Here is a 20,022-nt window from a genome sequence, read left to right as displayed (position 1 = left end):
GATATGTTTACTCAGGACTTTCACCCTCAAACATCTGTACAGGCTGCCCAGGCATAATCGTAGAAATAGCATGCTTATAAACCAATTGCGCGTGTCCATCTCGGCGTAAAAGAACACAAAAATTATCAAATGAAGTTACAATACCCGTGAGTTTAACGCCATTGACAAGAAAAATTGTAAGGGAAATTTTTTGCTTACGCACCGTATTTAAAAACACATCTTGTAGGTGTTGTGATCGCTCTGCCATTATTCTTACACCTTTATCTAGATTGCATAAAATATTCGTGCATGCATATCGACTGAAAAATATCCAATTGTCAACGTAGAAGCTTCAAAATTCAGCAACAAACAACTGAAATTAGAGAAAAAACGGCTCTTTAAGGCAATAATAAAGTACAGCTTACGAAAAGCTATACTAAATTAAAAATTTTTCCACGTTTACTTTTTTATGAGCTTACAATTCAAAGGCATACTTTTATACGTGCTAAGCTATTACAGACTATATGTGATGATGAAACTGCTTCGTTTAGAATCAATAAAAGTAAGCGGACAACAACATTTATTAACGATTATCGGTATTAAAGAGAAGCGTTCGCACCTTACTGTATATATAACTGCTATTAAATTGTCCTTATTTCAAAGACTGCCGGCTTATAAAGCTTTTTATAAACACAAGTTGTAAACAGTATTTTTGTTTTTGTTAGATTTAAATAATAAATTGTTTTTACTATATTTTATAACATTTTTAAACAGGGTATAAGAAACTGCGTTAACTTTATCTTGATAAGTTTTTAAAATTTTTCCCTAAGCATATTCCTTTCTAAATAATTAACAGCTAGTATATAGAAATTATGTGGAAGAGGACGTATCCCTTTTCCGGCTGTAAGAGTACGAGGCGAGTATGGCACGCAGAACCAAATTGCAAACATTTGAAGTTGAAGTTGAAGAAGCCCTCACAAAAGCTATGAACTTTGATTTCGATGACACAGGATTTGAAACGATATCATCCAATAATTCTGAAAATGTTGTTAATGTCGATGATCTGATTCAAAAAATTGCAATGGCAGAAGAAGAATTTTTTGCTGAAAACGGTACGTCAACTTTTGTTTCTAATATTCATGATGAAGCTGTTATTGATAAATCCGTTGTTGAACAGCTTTTTGCTCCAAAACCTTCACCTGATATTTCAGGTGGAACTGTTCATAATACATTATTGCCTACAAAACTTCTTCCTGCAAATGATGATATAACAACCCCTGTAAATTTTGGACCATTCAAGCAGCGTTCTTCCTCTCGAGTCTACTGGTATACAACAGCGCTTAGTGCTTTATGGGCAACGGGAGGAGCTTTTATTGCGCATAAGCTCGCACCTACCGGACTCAGCTCCTTATCCAATATCAGCACTTTTGTTACATCCCCAACAGGACTTGCTGTAGCAGCCGGAACAGCAATTCCTATCCTTATATCTTGGGGCGTTGCTCAATTAACAAAACGTTCAAACGACTTGCATAATATTGCGCTTCTTATGACCAATGCTGCACAGCGCCTTAGTGAACCACAACATCTATCTGAAAAACAAGCTATTGCTATAGGGCAAACCATTCGTGAAGAAGTAGCGGCAATGAACGAAGGTATTGAACGTACCCTCGGACGTGCTGTTGAACTTGAAGCAATCATACAAGGTGAAGTTCACAATCTAGAACAAGCCTATGCTGAGAATGAATCACGCATTCACACATTAATCAAAGAATTGAGTAATGAACGCATAGCCATTTTGAATCACGCAGATCGCGTACAATCAACAATTAAAGGAACCCAAGAACAACTGAGTGATGAATTTGGTTTGGTTACCTCTAACATTGTGACCAATGTTGAAAAGCTTGCACAAACCCTTTCTCAAACTTTACAAAAACAAGGTGAAGACCTTGTTGAAAAACTTTCCTATGCCGGTGATGGCGTAACAAATCAACTTGTTGAAAAATTTAACAAAACAACAACACAAATTCAGCAGAAAAACACGGAATTTTTTCATGAATTAGGAAAAAACTTTGATGGTTTTGCAAAACGATTTGATCATAATGAAAAACAAATAGAAAAAACCTTTAATGAAACAGCAGAAAAAGCGGAAGTACATGTTGCTAAAATTGCAACACATATACAAGCAGTAACAGATCAAACTTTGCACGCTGTCGATGAAAAGTTTAAAGCCTTGGATAAAGCTCTTATTGATCGTAATAATCAATCTCTACAGAATTTTGATGAGAAGATCTTAAAGCTCGACGACCAAGCACATAAACTCTCTTCTAAATTTGATAACGTAACCTCGCAAGCAATTGGAGCCTTTGAACAACGTTTAGCAACTGTTGATCTTTCTCTTAAAGAACATAGTGATTCCATCATTGATTCCTTTATAGAACGCAGTCAGGCTTTAGAGGATAATGCTGAAAAACTTGGTAACTTCTTGGAAGCTCATGTCTTGAAAATAAATGAGAACCTCCAAGAAAAAACAGCAGACATTACCCATGCATTTACAAATGGACGTGAAGCTATTCTTTCTGCAATTGATAAAAGTAAAGAAAGTCTGAGAGAAGAAATTCAATATGTCGACAATGCCATTGTTGATATCATACAAGAACGTTCACAAGATTTTAAAGTACAACTTTCTGATCAACGAGCTCTTATGGCAGACATGCTCGATAACGAGAAAAATAAAATTGCGGATACATTAAGAAATCAAATTGATGTTTTGTCCCAAAATACTTCTCATATTGAAAAAGTTTTGGCTGATAATGTTCAAGTCGTTGATAAACAAGCTGAAAATCATATTACAAACATCATTCAATGCACTGAAAAGCTACAAGATGTCATTGTACAAAGCTGCAATACAACCCAAGATGCTTTAGAAGCACAGGCGAGAAATATTGATATCCGTGCCGATGCTCTGCGCGACTCTTTAGCAATTAATAGTTTTTCTCTCAATGAAGTTCTTGCCGATCAAGCACGCACACTTGAGCAACGCATGGAAACAATCCACAACCTCATTGCAAAAAGTGATATACGTGTCGATGTTGCATTGAAACAACAAATAGATTTAGTTGAGAGTGCAATTGTCGCCAATAATAAAAACATTACTGAAACGGTTCAAGATCATATCAGAAACCTTGAAAACCATGCCGAAATTTTAAAGAATACTCTTTCTCAATCGAGTGGTGTTTTCTTTGAAACCCTTGAAACACGTATGGAATCATTTGATACAGATCTAGAAGATCGTGCACACAAAATTTTTGAAAGAACAACAACGCTAGAGGAAACATTATCTGAAAAATTCAGCCAAATCTGTGAAGCCATTGATATGCAAACATCTGTTATTGAGGAACGTTCTGACACGTTAAAAACGTCTCTCATTCTTAATAATGAGCAAAGTCAGATAATTCAACAAGCGCTGGAAAGTAGTGTTGACAATATGCGTGTAACCTTAGAAGACTCTGTTAATACAGTTACAGATAACCTGCATAATAAGATTATAAAAGCTTCTGATATTCTTTCTTCTACGAGTGAACAAATTCTTTCATCTGTTACAAATGTTACTGCACAAGCAGAAAATATTCTCTCAGAATCAGGCAATCGCATTGTATCAAATGTCAAAAAAACTGTTTATGATACCAGTGAAAAAGTTCTGTCCGTTCTGTCTGAACAAACAGCGCATACTGTCGAAGCTTTCGCAACAGCCAGTCATAATGCACAAGCATTATTGAATGAAACTATTCACACATCAACAACAGCAATAGAGCAAGTCCTTAATGAACGCTGTGATGTTCTTCATCACTCTATGCAAAATCTTAAAAATAATTTAGGATATCAGCTCTCTGATGTCACGAGCCGTCTGGAAGATGCTGGAAATCAAACAACAACACAAATTTCACAACATGTTGGAAAAATAACAGAGCTTACAAATCACTTAAATCAAGCAGCGCAAAATACGACAGAATCAATTGATTCTTTAACACAGCATATCGGTGAACAACTCTCTCTTTCCACACAAGATGCTGAACAAAGAATTTATGCACATAATGAATCTTTAGTGAATAGCTTAACCAAAGCCAACTCTGAAACACTTCAAACAATAACGATTATGAAGGAAGAGCTTGTTAATAATGTCTCATCCATCTTAACACAGTTGAATCAATCAATTCACAATTTTCACGAAAATAGTAATGTTTTATTATCGGCTGTTCAAAATATTGATGGGCAGTTTAATGAGAGTACGAATAATTTTTTCCGCAACACGGACCAAGTAGCAGAGCGTTTGTCAGCCTCAAATCAAGCGCTCAATACTAATGTTGAAATTCTGCAAGGACTTTCAAAGAGTACCTTTGAACAAATTAATCATATAACGAGCAGTTTTGGTGAACATGCAAAGACACTTTCCCAAACTATTCATGTTCTTGAACAGTCTGAAAATTCACTTAGTGCAACACTTGAAGAAAAACATAATACGCTTTCTGTATTAAGCGATGCTCTTGTTTCAAAGTCTCATGAAATTAATCAAATGATTGGGCATTATGAAAAAATCTTCAACTTAGCACTTGAACGCTCTGATAAGAATGCGCGTAACTCCACAAATTCATTCCAACAATCACTTAATAAGCTTGTTAGTGAAGCATCAACGCGTTTTTCAGAAGCAGCAGAAGATATACGTCGCTCCGCTGATGAAGTTCGTTTAGAGCTTTCAAAGATTAATAATGATATCAATGAAAATGTAAAAAAACTTCCAGAAAAAACAAAAGAAACAACGCAAACAATTCGCACAGCTTTGAATGAACAGATTACAGCGTTACAAGATTTAGTCAGTGTTATACAAAATGATCAAAAGAGCGTACAAAAACAGCTAATATCAGCATTTCCTACATCATCAATATTTAATCAAAAAAGTGACAGTTCCACTGAGTCTGTTAAAAAGATTGTGCCACCTAAGCCTATCTTGCAACAAGATCAAAGCAAAAAAAGACCAAATAAATGGGTATCAAATCTCTTAGAAAGAGCTTCACGTGAAGAAACATTTTATGATGCTCCCCCTAGTGATGATGTTTTAACATCAGTGCAAACAAAACCATCTCCTGCAAACTGCTCTCTTAATTCATTAGCTTCTGGTATAGTGCAAGCTATTAATCACAATGCCATTGTTGAGCTATGGGATCATTATCAACGTGGACAAAAAAACATCGTAACAGAACGCCTTTATACCTTAAATGGACAAAAAATATTTGAAATGATTAAGAAAAAATATATGAGCGATTTTGGGTTTAAACGTTCAGTGAATCAATATGTTACAGATTTCGAAAAGCTCTTACGTGATATATCGCGCAGTTCTGGCTCTTCCAACTCAGTTCGCAAGTACTTGATATCAGATACCGGAAAAGTTTACACTATGCTTGCTCATGCAAGTGGTCGAATCCAATAACAAATAAGAAAAGTGGAAAAAATATTTTTTCCACTTTCTCTCTCTCTCCAGTTGTTTTAATGGCTTATCATAGAGTACTTTTCTTTCAACTGTAGCTTTGTACTTCAAAGGTTGGGATAATTGGCATGCGAGTTTTCTTTGATATCCTAAGCAATAACCCTAAAGAAGCGTAATGGCTTATCAAACAACATATCATTCTAAGAATGATAAAGCATGTTTTCTATTTCCTTATCTTTTTCTTAACTTCTTTATTTTTCATAGTTTCATAAAGGTACAAAATCGGTAATAATTATTTTTATTAATTGTGAAAAAAATTCATGCTTTTGTATTAAAATAGCTTATAGAAACACTTCTATTTATTTTTTTAATGTTTTTATCCACATATTACTCTCGTTTGAATTATGTAAGTAAATGTTTTTTTATTATATTAGGTGAATTTGAAATAAAAGAAGCTTATTGTATTCAAATTTTCTATTCAACATACGAGATGATTCATTATAAAGTAACGCATTATACGGAATATATGAACTTTAGGTATAAAACATGCAATTACAGCTGTTTCGGATATACTTTTCGTTTATTAAAACACAGATTTGTAAGTATATTAAAAATATACAGCTCGCATTATTAAGAGTTCAATTGAGTAATAAACAAAATGACTTCCATTTTTAAAGTTCCAGTTTCCTTTTAAATAGCTGCAAAAACAATTTATAAATTGCAAATTGTTATTTAAAATTTCTTCTATCTCCCTATAGAAATTTAAATAAAGAAGATGAAGTTAATAGAAAACACTCTTCTTTTTTTTCCTTAATTTGTAAGCATTGCAAAAAAAATAATGGCTTGGTAATGTAATCATTAGTAATATTTTATTTGTTTGTAGACTAATCAATTTTTACGCGTTTTATTAAGGAAAGAAAAAACTAATCGTGCTGCTATCAATGAAATTATTCATTGTGCACAAACAAAAAGAATCATCAAACTGGTTTTACGATCCAGAAGAGTTTTCTCATACTCATGCATTTTGATATTCAGAGAAATGAGGATCTATTAGTGGACAAAACCTTATCGTAGATGGAACATCTCATATACACATACGCTAACTTGGATATCATAAAAATGTCTAGAGAACGAAATAGTGATTTCAGTTCACCAAAAGCTGAACTTGACAGTGCCGCACTTTTTTATCACCAACACCCAAAACCTGGAAAATTGGAAATACAAGCAACAAAACCTCTTGATAATCAACGTGATTTAGCTCTTGCTTATTCTCCAGGCGTTGCAGCACCATGTCTTGCGATTCATGAAGATCCCAATCTTGCTGCTCAATATACCTCCCGTGCTAATTTAGTCGCTGTTATATCCAATGGAACTGCTGTTCTTGGTTTAGGAAACATTGGTCCACTCGCTTCCAAGCCAGTTATGGAAGGCAAGGCCGTTTTATTTAAAAAATTTGCGAATATTGATGTTTTTGATATTGAAATTGATGCATCCGATATAGAACAAATGGTACAAACAATATCGACCTTAGAACCTACATTTGGTGGTATTAATCTTGAAGACATTAAGGCTCCTGAATGTTTTGACATCGAAGAAAAGCTTCGTGCTAAAATGAAAATTCCAGTTTTTCATGATGACCAACATGGAACTGCCATTATTGTTTCTGCTGCTGTATTAAATGCCTTAAATCTTTCAGGAAAAAAAATTGAAAATGCAAAAATAGTTACCTCAGGTGCAGGTGCTGCTGCCCTCGCTTGCCTTAATCTTTTGGTTCGTCTTGGGGCAAAAGTTGAAAATATTTGGCTTAGTGACTTAGAGGGAGTTGTTTATGAAGGTCGCAAGACCCTTATGGATCGTTGGAAAATCAATTACGCACAAAAAACGGACGCACGAACTTTATCTGATATTATTGATGATGCGGATATTTTTCTAGGCCTATCTGCGGGTGGTGTTTTAAAGCCTGAATATCTTAAAAGAATGGCTCAAAATCCACTCATTTTAGCGCTAGCTAATCCAGTACCAGAAATTATGCCTGAAGAAGCACGCTCTATACGACCAGATGCAATGATCTGCACAGGACGCTCTGATTATCCCAATCAAGTTAATAATGTCCTTTGTTTTCCCTATATCTTCCGTGGTGCATTAGACGTAGGTGCTAGTGCAATTAATGAAGAAATGAAAATGGCCGCTGTTCATGCGATTGCTGCCCTTGCACGTGAAGAAACTTCAGATGTTGTAGCACGTGCATACTCAAAAGAACCACCCAATTTTGGACCAGACTATCTGATCCCCTCTCCTTTTGATCCGCGTTTAATACTGCGTATTGCCCCCGCTGTTGCTAAAGCAGCAATGACAACTGGTGTCGCCATTCGTCCCATTGAAGATATGGAGGCCTACTATGATATCCTCAATCGATTTGTCTTTCTTTCTGGTTTAACAATGAAACCTGTTTTTGCTGCAGCAAAAACAGCAAAACGTAAACGCGTCATCTATGCCAATGGTGAAGATGAACGCGTCCTTCGTGCAGCACAAGTTGTCATTGAAGAACAAACAGCAACGCCCCTCCTTATCGGCCGTCCACATGTCGTAGAAGCAAGATTAAAACGCTTTGGTTTAAGAATTCGTCCCGGTATAGATTTTGAATTAACAAACCCTGAAGATGATCCACGTTTTCGTGATTATGTTAATTTATTTTTTCATTATACAGGAAGGCGTGGTGTTACGCCTGAAATGGCAAAAACAGTAGTGAGAACATCAACAACGGCTATTGCTGCCCTTGCCGTTATGCGTGAAGAAGCAGATGCAATGATTTGCGGCTTAGAAGGACGCTTTGAACGCCAACTTGAATTGATTGAACAAATTATCGGTCTTGATCCTAATGTTCACCGTTTTTCTGCTATGAGTTTGCTTATCTCTCAACAACGTACTCTTTTCCTTACAGATACTTACGTCAATGAAAATCCTTCTGCAGAAGAAATCGCTGAAATGACTGTGTTGGCAGCTCAAGAAGTTGAAGCATTTGGAATAACACCAAAAGCAGCCTTATTATCACACTCAAACTTTGGTTCTAAAAACACAGAAAGTGCGCGTAAAATGCGACGTGCAACAGAAATTCTTGCCAAATTACACCCTGATTTAGAAGCAGATGGTGAAATGCATGCTGATGCTGCCCTTTCCAAAGTTTTTCGTGATCGTGTTTTTCCTAATTCTCGTCTTAAAAGTGAAGCTAATTTGCTTGTCTTTCCAACACTTGATTCAGCCAATATCACGCTCAACACTGTTAAAAGCCTCACAAATGCACTCCATGTTGGTCCTATTCTAATCGGGGCAGCACGTCCCGCCCATATCTTAACACCTTCAGTAACTTCCCGGGGAGTTGTTAATATAACAGCCCTTGCTGTCCTTGCTGCCAATAGAAAAAATAGTCTCGTAAAATAAATGCGTAATAAAATTTCAAAGTTTTTTAAATATTGAGATATAGTATTTCATGTACTGTAAACCTCTTTTCTCTATAGATAAAGACAGCTATATTCTGGATTAAGTCTTTTTTTAAAAGAGAAAAAAGGCTAGAAGAACAATATTAAATGTATTTTGAATTTACTAACTCTATAATAAGGAATCCGTACATTGCCTTCCACGTTTGATAAAGTTGCTGATATCATTGCAGAAATCAGTGAAATTGATCGCAATACAATTACACCTGAAAGTCATACAATTGACGATCTAGGAATCGACAGTCTTGATTTTCTTGATATTGTTTTCGCTATTGATAAAGCTTTCGGAATAAAAGTCCCTCTAGAACAATGGACACAAGAAGTCAACGAAGGTACCGTTGCAACAGAAGAATACTTTGTTCTTAAAAACCTTTGTGCAAAAATTGATGATCTCGTTGCCTTAAAACAGGCGGAGTAGTTTTTTCGCCATGCATGATCAATCTGTATTCATCACTGGTATAGGTCTCATAAGCTCTCTGGGGGAAGGAACTGATCAACATTGGAATCTCTTAAATGATCCAATCCGTACACCAAACCTAGATTATACAACTTTTTCACCCTACACGGTTCATAAATTGCCCGAAATTGATTGGAGTTTACAAATTCCTAAAAAAAGTGATCAACGGCAAATGGGAACATGGCAGCGTCTTGGTACCTATGCGGCTGGTCTTGCTCTTGATGATGCCGGCATGAAAAATAATGAACAACTCACTTCAACAATGGATATGATCGTAGCTGCAAGTGGGGGAGAACGTGATATTACTGTTGATACACAGATTCTTTCTAAAGCGCGCGCAGTTGCCGATCATGCCTCTATGTTAAATGTTGCTCTTTCAACTGAACTTCGCCCAACATTATTTTTGGCACAACTTTCAAACCTTTTGGCAGGAAACATTTCAATTGTTCATAAAGTCACTGGATCATCTCGTACATTTATGGGAGAAGAAGGCAGTGGTCTTTCTGCACTTCAAATTGCTGTAGCTCGTATTAAATCAGGTCAAAGCACCCATGCTCTTGTAGGAAGTTCCTATAATGCACAAAGTTATGATATGTTGTTGGCGCATGAGCTTGGTGGTCTTTTAACCCATAATGGATGGAGCCCAGTGTGGGATCGTGAAATCCACCCCGGCGGCGGTATCATAGCCGGTTCTGGTGGTATCTTCCTAGTTGTTGAAAGTGGAGAACATGCCAAAAAACGCAATGCACGTGCTTATGCTGAAATTAACCAAATTATTACAAACCAAACAGATAGAACCAAAATTCCACTTAGAGAGTCAATTGCAACAATGTTGAAAACTGCTGGCGCTAAATCTGCCTTAGCCATTTCAGCAGCCTCAGGAGCTCACGAAGCAACAAAAGCAGAACAAAATGCTCTTGATAATGCTGATCTATCTTATCGTGGCATTACAACATTATTTGGTTATATGAGGGAAGCACAATTTCCTCTAGCTCTAGCTCTTGCAGCACTTTCAATTGAAAAAAAACATTGTTTTCCAGCGTTAAGTCCTCATGAAAAACCTTTTTCTAAAGAAGTACGTGAAATATTTGTTACAACTATTGGTATAAAAAGAGCTGAAGGTATTGTGCGTCTTACAGCTGTTTGAAGGGGAATTTCTATAGTGAAATATCATGATCATTTTGGGCGTCCACTTGTAGCAATAACTGGTGCAGGCATTGTCACATCACTGGGACAAGGGAAACATGAAAATTGGCAAAAATTAACAAGTGGTGTAAGTGGTATCCACAAAATAACACGTTTTCCCGTTGAGGGATTAAATACATATATTGCTGGTACAATTGATTTTCTTAAAGAAAGTACACTTGGTGCTTCAGCTCTCTCTGAGAAGCTTGCACATCTTTCTGCTGAAGAAGCTTTAGAACAAGCTGCTATTGATAAAAAAAAATTTAATGGACCACTCTTTCTAGCTGCTCCTCCTGTTGAACTTGAATGGAAAGCACGTTTTAGTCTTGATCAAGAGGAAGAATTCAATAATGAGCCTTCTTATGCACATCTTCTTAAAGTCTGTAAGGATAAACTCCATGAGACGCTTTTTGAAGCCACACAATTTGGTGCAATTGCAGAAAAACTTCAAAAAACATTTGGCACAAAAGGACTTCCTGTTACACTTTCCACTGCCTGTGCATCTGGTGCAACAGCAATTCAATTAGGTGTTGAGTCTATTAGACGGGGAGAAACAAATCGAGCTCTCATAATTGCGACAGATGGATCAGTTTCAGCAGAATCTCTCATCCGTTTTTCGTTACTATCTGCTCTTTCAACTCAGAATGAGCCTCCAGAAAAAGCAGCAAAACCCTTTAGCCGTGATCGAGATGGTTTTGTTATGGCAGAAGGCTCAGGCGCTCTTGTGCTTGAATCTCTTCAAAGCGCATTAAACCGTAATGCTACAGTTTTAGGAATTTTAGCTGGCTGTGGAGAAACCGCCGATGACTTTCACCGTACACGTTCAAAACCCGATGCATCACCAGCAATTGAATCCGTTCGCAAAGCTTTAGACGATGCAAAAATAACCATCAATGAAATTGACTATATTAATGCCCACGGAACTTCAACACCTGAAAATGAGAAAATGGAATATCTTGCATTATCAACAGTATTCGGTGATCTTTTAAAGCATATTCCAGTCTCTTCTAATAAATCAATGATTGGGCATACATTAACTGCTGCTGGTGCAATAGAAGCGGTTTTTTCGCTTTTAACCATTCAATCGGGGATACTTCCACCGACAATAAATTATGATAATCCTGACCCTGCGATCCCTTTAGATGTTGTTCCTCATCATAGCCGTAAGGCCTGTGTCAATGCGGTTTTGTCAAACTCATTTGGATTTGGTGGTCAAAATATGAGTCTTGTTATCACTGCATATAAAGGATAATCCTTTAATAATAAAATTTTATAACGCTAACCTAATAATATATTTAAGGGGGATGATAATGCGTGCACTGCAACTCTTCGATGATCGTCGGCTTGAAATCACCAATATTTCCCCGCCATCTTCACCTAGTATAGGTGAAGTAACTGTGCGGATAAAAGCCGTTGCTCTTAATCATATTGATGTATGGGGATGGCGTGGCATGGCTTTTGCGAAAAGAAAAATGCCACTCATCATTGGTGCAGAAGCCTCTGGTGAGGTTATACAAATAGGAGATGGCGTTGAACATCTCCAACTTGGACAGATTGTCTCAATTTATGGTGCACAAACCTGCGGAGTATGCCAAGCTTGTCATGAAGGACGGGATAATCTTTGCAGTCAGGTAAAGGGAGTCTACGGTTTTCACCTTGATGGATTTGCGTGTGAGCTTGTCAATTTGCCAGCACGTTTATTAGTTCCATCACCACCCCAATGTGATGAATTGCAGGCAGCAGTTGCTCCAATTACTTTTGGTACCGTAGAACATATGCTTTTCGATAACGCAAAACTACAAGCAGGAGAAACAATCCTGATACAGGCTGGTGGTTCAGGTATTGGTTCTGCAGCCATTCAACTTGCAAAACACATGGGCTGTACAGTTATCACAACTGTAGGTTCAGATGAAAAAATTGCAAAAGCACACTCTCTTGGGGCAGATCATGTGATTAATTATCGTAAAGATCGTTTTGAAGGTGTAGTGCGTAAATTAACCCAAAAAAAAGGTGTTGACGTTGTTTTTGAGCATGTTGGTGTAGATACATGGAACGGTTCTCTGTTATGTATGAAAAAAGGAGCACGTTTAGTGACTTGCGGTTCTACCTCTGGTGTTTCAGCACCAATAAATCTCATGCAATTATTCCAGCAACAGCTTAAGATATTCGGTTCATTTGGCTGCCGTATGGAAAATATGAAAAATGCCATGCAAAAAATGGCACAAAAAGCCGTACACCCTGTCATTGATACAATTGTTGGGCTGGATGAAATTGATACAGCTTTAAAACGAATGGAGAGCCGTGATGTTTTTGGTAAAATTATCCTTAAAATCGATTAAATCATGATGAAGCTTTCTCTTAAAAATCTCATATATCGTATTAAAATTATAGCTAAAAAAATATCCTACTTGTTATGGGCATATCTGCTCTTTGGTTCTTTATTTATTCTAAAATGTTTTCCAGCCAAAATGGGAATTTCTTTTTTTGCTTGGTTAGCAAAAAAAATTGGTCCCCTTGTACATCGTCATCAAATCACACTTGCAAACCTTAGGAGTGCATATCCAGAAAAAACAGAGCAAGAACTCCGTGCGATTGCAATAGAAATGTGGGAAAATATAGGACGTTTCCTAGCCGAATATATTTTTCTTGATAAAATTTTTGATTTTGATCCTCATGCAGACGAGCCAGGTTTCATTGAGGTTAAAGGTATTGAAATATTTGAGCGATTAAAAAATGAAAAAAAACCACATATTTTTTTCACCGCACATACTGGAAATTTTGAACTTCTGCCTATTTGTGCACAAAGTTTTGATCTTAATGTTACGGTATTATTTAGACCACCCAATAATCCCTATGTTGCCAAACGAATCCTTAAAGCACGACAAACTTCTATGGGACACCTTGTTCCCTCCAAGGCCGGAGCAGCATGGGCATTAGCAGCCAAATTAGAAGAAGGTGAAAATGTTGGTATGCTCGTTGATCAAAAATTTCGCCGCGGTATCATGGGAACATTTTTTAACAGACCTCTTAAAACAAACCCCTTAATTATAAAACTTGCTCGACAATATGACTGTGATATTTATCCAGCACGTTGTATTCGTTTGCCTAGTGGACGTCATCGTTTAGAGTTATATGAACATGTAGAACTTCCACGTGATGAAAAAAATGATATCGATATAGCTGCTTCTACGCAAAAATTAAATGATATTGTTGAATCTTGGGTCCGTGAATATCCTGGACAATGGATGTGGTTACATAGGCGTTGGGACATCTAACATAAGCTCTATTGCTTACAAAGGAAGTGCAAAATGTTAGCCTCAAAAGATATCAAAGAGCTCACAGCAATTATCACTGCATTACGAAACTCTGATAATGGTTGTATCTGGCATAAAAAACAAACTTTTGAATCCCTCATACCCTATATGCTCGAAGAAGTTTACGAAGTCATCGATGCCATTGAACGAAAGAATCGAAAGGATCTCTGTGAAGAACTTGGGGATCTTCTTTTACAAGTTGTCTATCATGCTACCATAGCACAAGAAGAAGGCAGCTTTACTTTTGAAGATGTTGTTTATGCAATCACGGAAAAAATGATTCGACGCCATCCTCATGTTTTTGGAAATGCCGAGCAAAAAAAACGAGGATTTATAAAAGAGGAGTGGGAATATATAAAAAAAAGAGAACAGGTTGAACAAAAAAGAATGTGCGAAGAAAAAAACAACAATTCCTCCACAAGCATACTCGCAAAAGTAAAACAAATCCAGCCAGCAAACCAAGAGGCACTTGCTTTACAAGAAGCAGCAGCTAAAGTAGGTTTTGATTGGCAAAAAAGTGATAAAGTTTTTGAAAAAATAGAAGAAGAACTCGAAGAGCTCAAAGAAGCCATCAAAAATAAACAAAACTCAGAGATAGAAGCAGAGTTTGGAGATCTCTACTTTATACTCCTTAACCTCGCGCGCCACTTAGCGATTGATTCACAAAAAGCATTAAAAAAAACGAATATAAAATTTCGAAATCGTTTCGCCTATATTGAAGAAAAGCTATCCACTCAATCTAAAACACTCACTGACGCATCCTTGAATGAAATGGAAGCACTTTGGAAGCAAGCTAAAAATGAACAATAAAAAATAGTAGATTTCTTCTACCTAAAAGAACAATATCCTCTAAAATTACTAAATTATAATTTAGCTCAGCTCAATTTGTTTTATATTGATCCTGCGTAGCAGGACGAAGTTCCACCGATTCTCCACACCCGCATGCTGAAACTTGATTAGGATTTTTAAAGATAAAACCAGACCGCAGCGTTGTCACTTCATAATCCATCTGCGTCCCTAATAAAAATAATACCGCATCATGTGCTACAAAAACACGGGCACCATTCACTTCAACAACATCCGCATCTATCCCCTTTTCTTTGACAAGAGTAATTGTATACTCCATCCCTGCACAACCACCTTTTTTGATACCAACAAGAATACCCTGTGCATCTTTTGCATCCATAATCGCTTTAACACGATCCACTGCTGCTTGCGTCAAATTTATTACCGAAAAACGGCTCATAGTTTACTCTTTTCTTAGTTCAATAGACACTTTGAAAGTTATTCCTCTATAATATTTTATCTGATATTTCAGAAAAAAAACAAAACATAAATTAAAGCATTCTGACCTTGTTTATTTGGATAAAAATACATACCCGTAAAATGAGATTTGTGATTATATAATCCAGTACTTACAATTTTTTGTCCACATAAAATGCAAAATACCTCATCTATAAAAACTCTAAAAAAACGAAAACTTTTCAAAACCATACATTCACTCCTCTTCTTTTGAAAATCTTTATCTTTTTAGAAAAGTAACGATTAGGTAAGAAAAAAAAATATACCTTCCGCACTCATTTGCTCCAATTCATACCCCTAAAGTCACCAATCTTACCCCCTCACAATCTCAAAAGTAATTAAATGCATACATCTATTAACTATAGTGCTAAAAATTTAATGATCACAAAGAATTTTACAAATTCGTTATTTATCTTGAATTAACAACAAAATATTGATGTCCAAAATTTTTACTTTCAAAAGCTCTAAGTGCAAGAGCATTTTAGATTATTCTGTTTATTTTTTCTCTTGCCTTTAAAGAAACAGTCATTTAATCGTTTTACACAAACTCGGAGCGTAGCGCAGCTTGGTAGCGCACTTGACTGGGGGTCAAGGGGTCGTGGGTTCAAATCCCGCCGCTCCGACCATTTTTAAAATGCTATAAAATAAGCTTACTTAAAAAGTGAATTATTATGCATTTCAATTGCACACACATGAAATTTTTCTTCAACATAGAATAATGTGCAATGATATTTTATCATAAATTCGAGATAAGCTGTTTTATTTAAATGCGCTTCGTTCTTAGGAAAACACATACGAAACGCGAGACCTTTTGTCTCGCGTTTTTTATTCTTCAGAAAAATTTATAATTATTCGATCTCATATTTTCTAAATTTTCTTTACACAATAATGTCGCTGTTATCATTTTTTGTAATGGATGGTGACATCTGTACGGTTATCTTTTTAGGTTTTAATTCAGCTGGCATTTCCCTTTTAAGCTGAATATGAAGAAGTCCATCTCCAAGTTCTGCCCCAATAACCTTAACATGATCAGCTAAATGAAAACGCCGTTCAAAAGCACGCGAAGCAATACCTCGATAAAGGAATTCTCGCTCTTCATCATCATTTTTAGACTTTCTGTCTCCCTTAACGATCAGCTGGTTACAATGCGTTTCAATATCAATTTCATCTTGAGAAAAACCAGCAACAGCCATAGAAATTCTATAAGAATCTTCAGTTAAACGCTCGATATTATAAGGGGGATAAGAAGAAACTTCGTCTGGTTGTGTTCTAGAATCAAACCAGTTAAAAAGATGATCAAAACCTACTGTGGAACGATAAAATGGTGAAAAATCTACTTGACGCATAATATTGCCCTCCTCTAGAGCGACTATAATTTATAACTAATTCACAAAGTTCCAACATGGCAAACTTACTTGTGAACCTGCGGCCCCATCATGGCAACCGCACTATATTATCTAGTAATCGTTTTTCTTTATTTCAACTCTTTGGGACCTAAATTGATAAAAACTATCTAAAAAGCAATATACCCCTTTTTAAATCCTTTTTCTTCATTACATAAATGTCAAAGCACTAAGCAGCAAATACACTGTAAAGGATTTCAATTGGAAACACCTCTTTATCCCATAGACTGGGGGGCCACTCCTCTTAATGTCCATCATGGTACTCTTAAAATAGCAATAGATCATGAAATTCGTTTTGCTATAACATATCCTGAGGTGGAAAAATCTAAGGGAACAATTGTTATTCTCAAAAGCTACGCAAATGCTTTAGAAAAATATTTTTTATTAATAAATGAAATTTCTAAACGCGGTTTTCATACAGCAATATTTGACTGGTTTGATCAAGAAAAAACATCCCTCAAGATAAGAAAACAAAACAGACATCATTATTTTGATATAAATAACGATATTAATGACTTATATAAATTTCTTAAAAATATTGTTTATCCTAATTGTCCGCCACCTTACTCTATGCTTGCCTACGGCATAGGTGGATTGATAGCACTTAGCGGATTAGATCTCATTAATCATCAGTTTAATAGATTGCTCTGTGTTTCTCCCCTTTTTGCTCCATTCGGCAATAAAACAAATGGTTTTCAACATAAATTAACACAATTTCTTTCTGATATAGGTCTTGGCTTTATACCAGCGAAAGATGGTAAAAAATTAAACAAAACAAAACAAAAAAATATACAATTGGGACACATACATAAAGTGCCGCTCTCTTCCATTAAGCCCCCAACATCCCAATGGATAGCATCAGTATTTAATGCGATTGATTCTGTGAAGAGAAATGTACTTCATGGAGATTTACGAATCCCAACACTCTTTATTCTTGCCAATCAAAATAATATTGCAAACAACATTGAAGTGCAGCAATTATGCCAACACACACGTCTGACAGAAAGTATTACTATTACAGGCGCTGAACTGGATACAATTATGGTTAACGAAGATTATAAAAAGCAATTTTGGGCTGCATTTGATGCATTTATTCCCTATAATGTATCTGTAAAATAACACTAAACCTTAATTCTGCTCCGCCCTATCAAAAAAGAAATTTTCTACGAGCATTGGATCTACAAACACTTTTTAATATAATGGATTTTACTTTCCAACCACTCATATGATTCGTTTTCTAGCCTCTACAGACAAGCCATGACCTAAATATTCACCACGCATTCTAATAAAAAAACTAATATACAAAGTATATCATTACATTAAACAATATTATTTTATATCATAAAAAATAACTTAATAAAAAACTATTTATATAAATAAAAATAATAAATCTATCTTAATATAACATGATACATATTTATAAATAAAGCATCAAAATACTATTTTTGATTTGTTATAAAATACTCATTTAATATTATATCTAGAAAAATAATATTTTTCATCTATTTAAGGAAAAAAACTGGAAATAAAGCGCATTTATAATATTTATTACAAATCTCTATAAAAACAAACAACTATAAAATTTCTATTTCTTAGGAGAACTTTTTAAAAACAATAAATTAACATAATATTCTTTTAATTTCTCGATATAGGAAGTCCCTACAATAATGGTTTTCATAAGTTTTTTAATGGAATTCTGATAATAATCAGCAAATTTAAAAGAAAAGATAGCAATGAATCATCTTAGAAGTTTTAGAGCCCCCCTTCTTTTTTCAAAATCACATATATTTCGAATTTAACCAACTCACAACGAATATGCTGTATTCTGAATAAGAATGTAAGAATTAACCATTTTGCCATTCATTTCAATTATGAGCATTTTACCATCTTTTTTCTAAATACTCTATATTGTATAATTGATGCGGCAAAACTCTGACAAATGGAGCCATTGGAACATAATCATGAAACGAATCCTGCTCGCAGAAGATGATAACGATATGCGTCGCTTTCTCGTAAAAGCCTTAGAACGTGCAGGCTACGAAGTCGCCGATTTCGATAATGGTATTAGCGCATATGAACGTTTACAAGAAGAGCCATTTTCCCTTCTCCTGACTGATATTGTGATGCCAGAGATGGACGGAATCGAACTTGCACGACGTGCTACTGAGATTGACCCTGATTTACGAGTAATGTTCATTACAGGTTTTGCAGCAGTAGCACTCAATTCAAATAGTGATGCCCCTCCTGATGCAAAGGTTCTCTCTAAGCCATTTCACTTACGTGAACTCGTCAATGAAGTTGAAAAGATCCTTATCGCTGCTTAAAAAGTATTTTTAAAGTTATTTGCATCTGTTGAAAGAGAAAATGAAATTAGGCATTGACGTTTGGCATTCTATATGGTGTATGCAACATCAATGAATGGGCGTGTAGCTCAGCGGGAGAGCACTACGTTGACATCGTAGGGGTCACAGGTTCAATCCCTGTCACGCCCACCATTCAACTTTATAGTATAAATAAATTATTGAATTATCGTATTCTTCCAAGGTGCGGGATGCGTAAATAAAGGTTCGGAAATAAGATTTTGCAACATGCCTCTACAAAGGGCATGCCTTAGGGAGTGTTTCTAATATTTTTTACGTTCTGATAGCGCCTCTTGGGGGAAGCCATCTAAAAGTATCACAAACGTAATAACAACATCATTTTGCAACAGATTAGAAGTTGGATTTTAAAATTCTTTCGACAAGCATAGGCTTCTGTTCTAAAAAATATTGTTTATTTCCTGATCTATCCCCTGTTTTTCTTAATTCTTTCATGTCTATTGGTATACACTTGTTGTCCAAACAGTTAGATATAACCACAGTCACTTCGATAGATATAAAACACTTAACCTTAGAGCTGTATTTTGAGTTTACCAATTACAAATTATAATAAAATATCAAAAAGAGTAAAAAAACACGATAAAAGCAAATTTTTTCATTCTAAAAATACATTGATTTATAATCATGTTTTATTGTTTGCCATGTTCAATGAGAAATCCGAATATCGTAATGTTTTCTCATTTCAAACCTATTTATATTGAATCAAACAAAACCGTCTCTCTTACACGTCATAAGAGGAATTAGTATTAAGTAAAAATTGTATAAAAAAGCACAAAAATGCCGATAAATGCCTCAAGTGCTAAAATCTATTGCAACATCGGAGGCTGACAAATAGGCAAAGTATATGATAGCGTCAGCTTATTTCTTCATAAGTGTAAAGATGATGGAGCTCAATGGATTTATCATTGTACCATTCACGAGCGCCAGCGTAAAGTGAGCTTTAAGAGATATCTCTTAAAACAAAGCCTGTAAAATGGCATTCTCCTCACACTATATTCTTATTGAAATAATGATCACCTTGAACCGTGTGA

General features: G+C 35.7%; 13 protein-coding genes and 2 tRNA genes. 12 read left to right on the top strand and 3 right to left on the bottom strand.

The features are described from left to right. Positions 1–7 precede the first annotated feature (7 nt). Positions 8–247, bottom strand: coding sequence for an RNA chaperone Hfq (gene hfq, locus ACFIK7_RS06415; protein WP_005773461.1), 240 nt, complete (start codon positions 245–247; stop codon positions 8–10). A gap of 654 nt (positions 248–901) precedes the next feature. Here hfq and ACFIK7_RS06410 point away from each other — a divergent pair. The 8 genes from ACFIK7_RS06410 (at position 902) to mazG (ending at position 14,718) form a co-directional block, all read left to right on the top strand. Beyond that, positions 902–5,461, top strand: a complete 4,560-nt coding sequence (locus ACFIK7_RS06410; protein WP_273791391.1) for a hypothetical protein — start codon at positions 902–904, stop codon at positions 5,459–5,461. Between the two features lie 1,116 nt (positions 5,462–6,577). After that, positions 6,578–8,896 carry an NADP-dependent malic enzyme gene (locus ACFIK7_RS06405; RefSeq protein ID WP_375637478.1) on the top strand — a complete coding sequence of 773 codons (2,319 nt, stop codon included), beginning with the start codon at positions 6,578–6,580 and terminating at the stop codon, positions 8,894–8,896. A 189-nt stretch (positions 8,897–9,085) separates the two neighbouring features. Continuing rightward, positions 9,086–9,370 carry an acyl carrier protein gene (locus ACFIK7_RS06400; RefSeq protein ID WP_005773457.1) on the top strand — a complete coding sequence of 95 codons (285 nt, stop codon included), beginning with the start codon at positions 9,086–9,088 and terminating at the stop codon, positions 9,368–9,370. A gap of 10 nt (positions 9,371–9,380) precedes the next feature. After that, the gene (locus ACFIK7_RS06395; RefSeq protein ID WP_375663112.1) at positions 9,381–10,556 is read left to right on the top strand and encodes a beta-ketoacyl-ACP synthase; all 1,176 of its coding nucleotides are present in this window, start codon (positions 9,381–9,383) and stop codon (positions 10,554–10,556) included. Positions 10,557–10,571: 15 nt separating this feature from the next. Then, the gene (locus ACFIK7_RS06390; RefSeq protein ID WP_375631263.1) at positions 10,572–11,846 is read left to right on the top strand and encodes a beta-ketoacyl-ACP synthase; all 1,275 of its coding nucleotides are present in this window, start codon (positions 10,572–10,574) and stop codon (positions 11,844–11,846) included. A 58-nt stretch (positions 11,847–11,904) separates the two neighbouring features. Then, positions 11,905–12,933 carry a zinc-binding dehydrogenase gene (locus ACFIK7_RS06385; protein WP_375637475.1) on the top strand — a complete coding sequence of 343 codons (1,029 nt, stop codon included), beginning with the start codon at positions 11,905–11,907 and terminating at the stop codon, positions 12,931–12,933. Between the two features lie 6 nt (positions 12,934–12,939). After that, positions 12,940–13,869, top strand: coding sequence for a lipid A biosynthesis lauroyl acyltransferase (locus ACFIK7_RS06380; RefSeq protein ID WP_273791402.1), 930 nt, complete (start codon positions 12,940–12,942; stop codon positions 13,867–13,869). A gap of 33 nt (positions 13,870–13,902) precedes the next feature. Further along, positions 13,903–14,718 carry a nucleoside triphosphate pyrophosphohydrolase gene (mazG, locus tag ACFIK7_RS06375; protein WP_375631261.1) on the top strand — a complete coding sequence of 272 codons (816 nt, stop codon included), beginning with the start codon at positions 13,903–13,905 and terminating at the stop codon, positions 14,716–14,718. 70 nt (positions 14,719–14,788) lie between these two features. Here the strand turns inward: mazG and ACFIK7_RS06370 are convergent, their stop codons facing one another. Further along, positions 14,789–15,154, bottom strand: coding sequence for an iron-sulfur cluster assembly accessory protein (locus tag ACFIK7_RS06370; protein ID WP_273791397.1), 366 nt, complete (start codon positions 15,152–15,154; stop codon positions 14,789–14,791). Between the two features lie 605 nt (positions 15,155–15,759). Here ACFIK7_RS06370 and ACFIK7_RS06365 point away from each other — a divergent pair. Continuing rightward, positions 15,760–15,836, top strand: a tRNA-Pro gene (locus ACFIK7_RS06365). 252 nt (positions 15,837–16,088) lie between these two features. Here ACFIK7_RS06365 and ACFIK7_RS06360 read toward each other — a convergent pair. Beyond that, positions 16,089–16,556 (bottom strand): Hsp20 family protein, encoded by a 468-nt coding sequence (locus ACFIK7_RS06360; RefSeq protein ID WP_273791398.1) that lies wholly within the window; start codon positions 16,554–16,556, stop codon positions 16,089–16,091. Between the two features lie 258 nt (positions 16,557–16,814). Here ACFIK7_RS06360 and ACFIK7_RS06355 point away from each other — a divergent pair, with 258 nt between their 5' ends. From ACFIK7_RS06355 to ACFIK7_RS06345, 3 genes are all read left to right on the top strand, one after another. Continuing rightward, positions 16,815–17,732 carry an alpha/beta hydrolase gene (locus ACFIK7_RS06355; protein WP_375663111.1) on the top strand — a complete coding sequence of 306 codons (918 nt, stop codon included), beginning with the start codon at positions 16,815–16,817 and terminating at the stop codon, positions 17,730–17,732. An 842-nt stretch (positions 17,733–18,574) separates the two neighbouring features. After that, the gene (cpdR, locus tag ACFIK7_RS06350; protein WP_005773448.1) at positions 18,575–18,937 is read left to right on the top strand and encodes a cell cycle two-component system response regulator CpdR; all 363 of its coding nucleotides are present in this window, start codon (positions 18,575–18,577) and stop codon (positions 18,935–18,937) included. 96 nt (positions 18,938–19,033) lie between these two features. After that, positions 19,034–19,108 (top strand) — tRNA-Val (locus ACFIK7_RS06345). Positions 19,109–20,022 lie beyond the last annotated feature (914 nt).

The sequence above is a fragment of the Bartonella sp. CL266QHHD genome (assembly GCF_042195355.1).
In the GTDB taxonomy this organism is placed as follows: domain Bacteria; phylum Pseudomonadota; class Alphaproteobacteria; order Rhizobiales; family Rhizobiaceae; genus Bartonella.
This window is presented reverse-complemented; position numbering and strand designations above follow the sequence as displayed.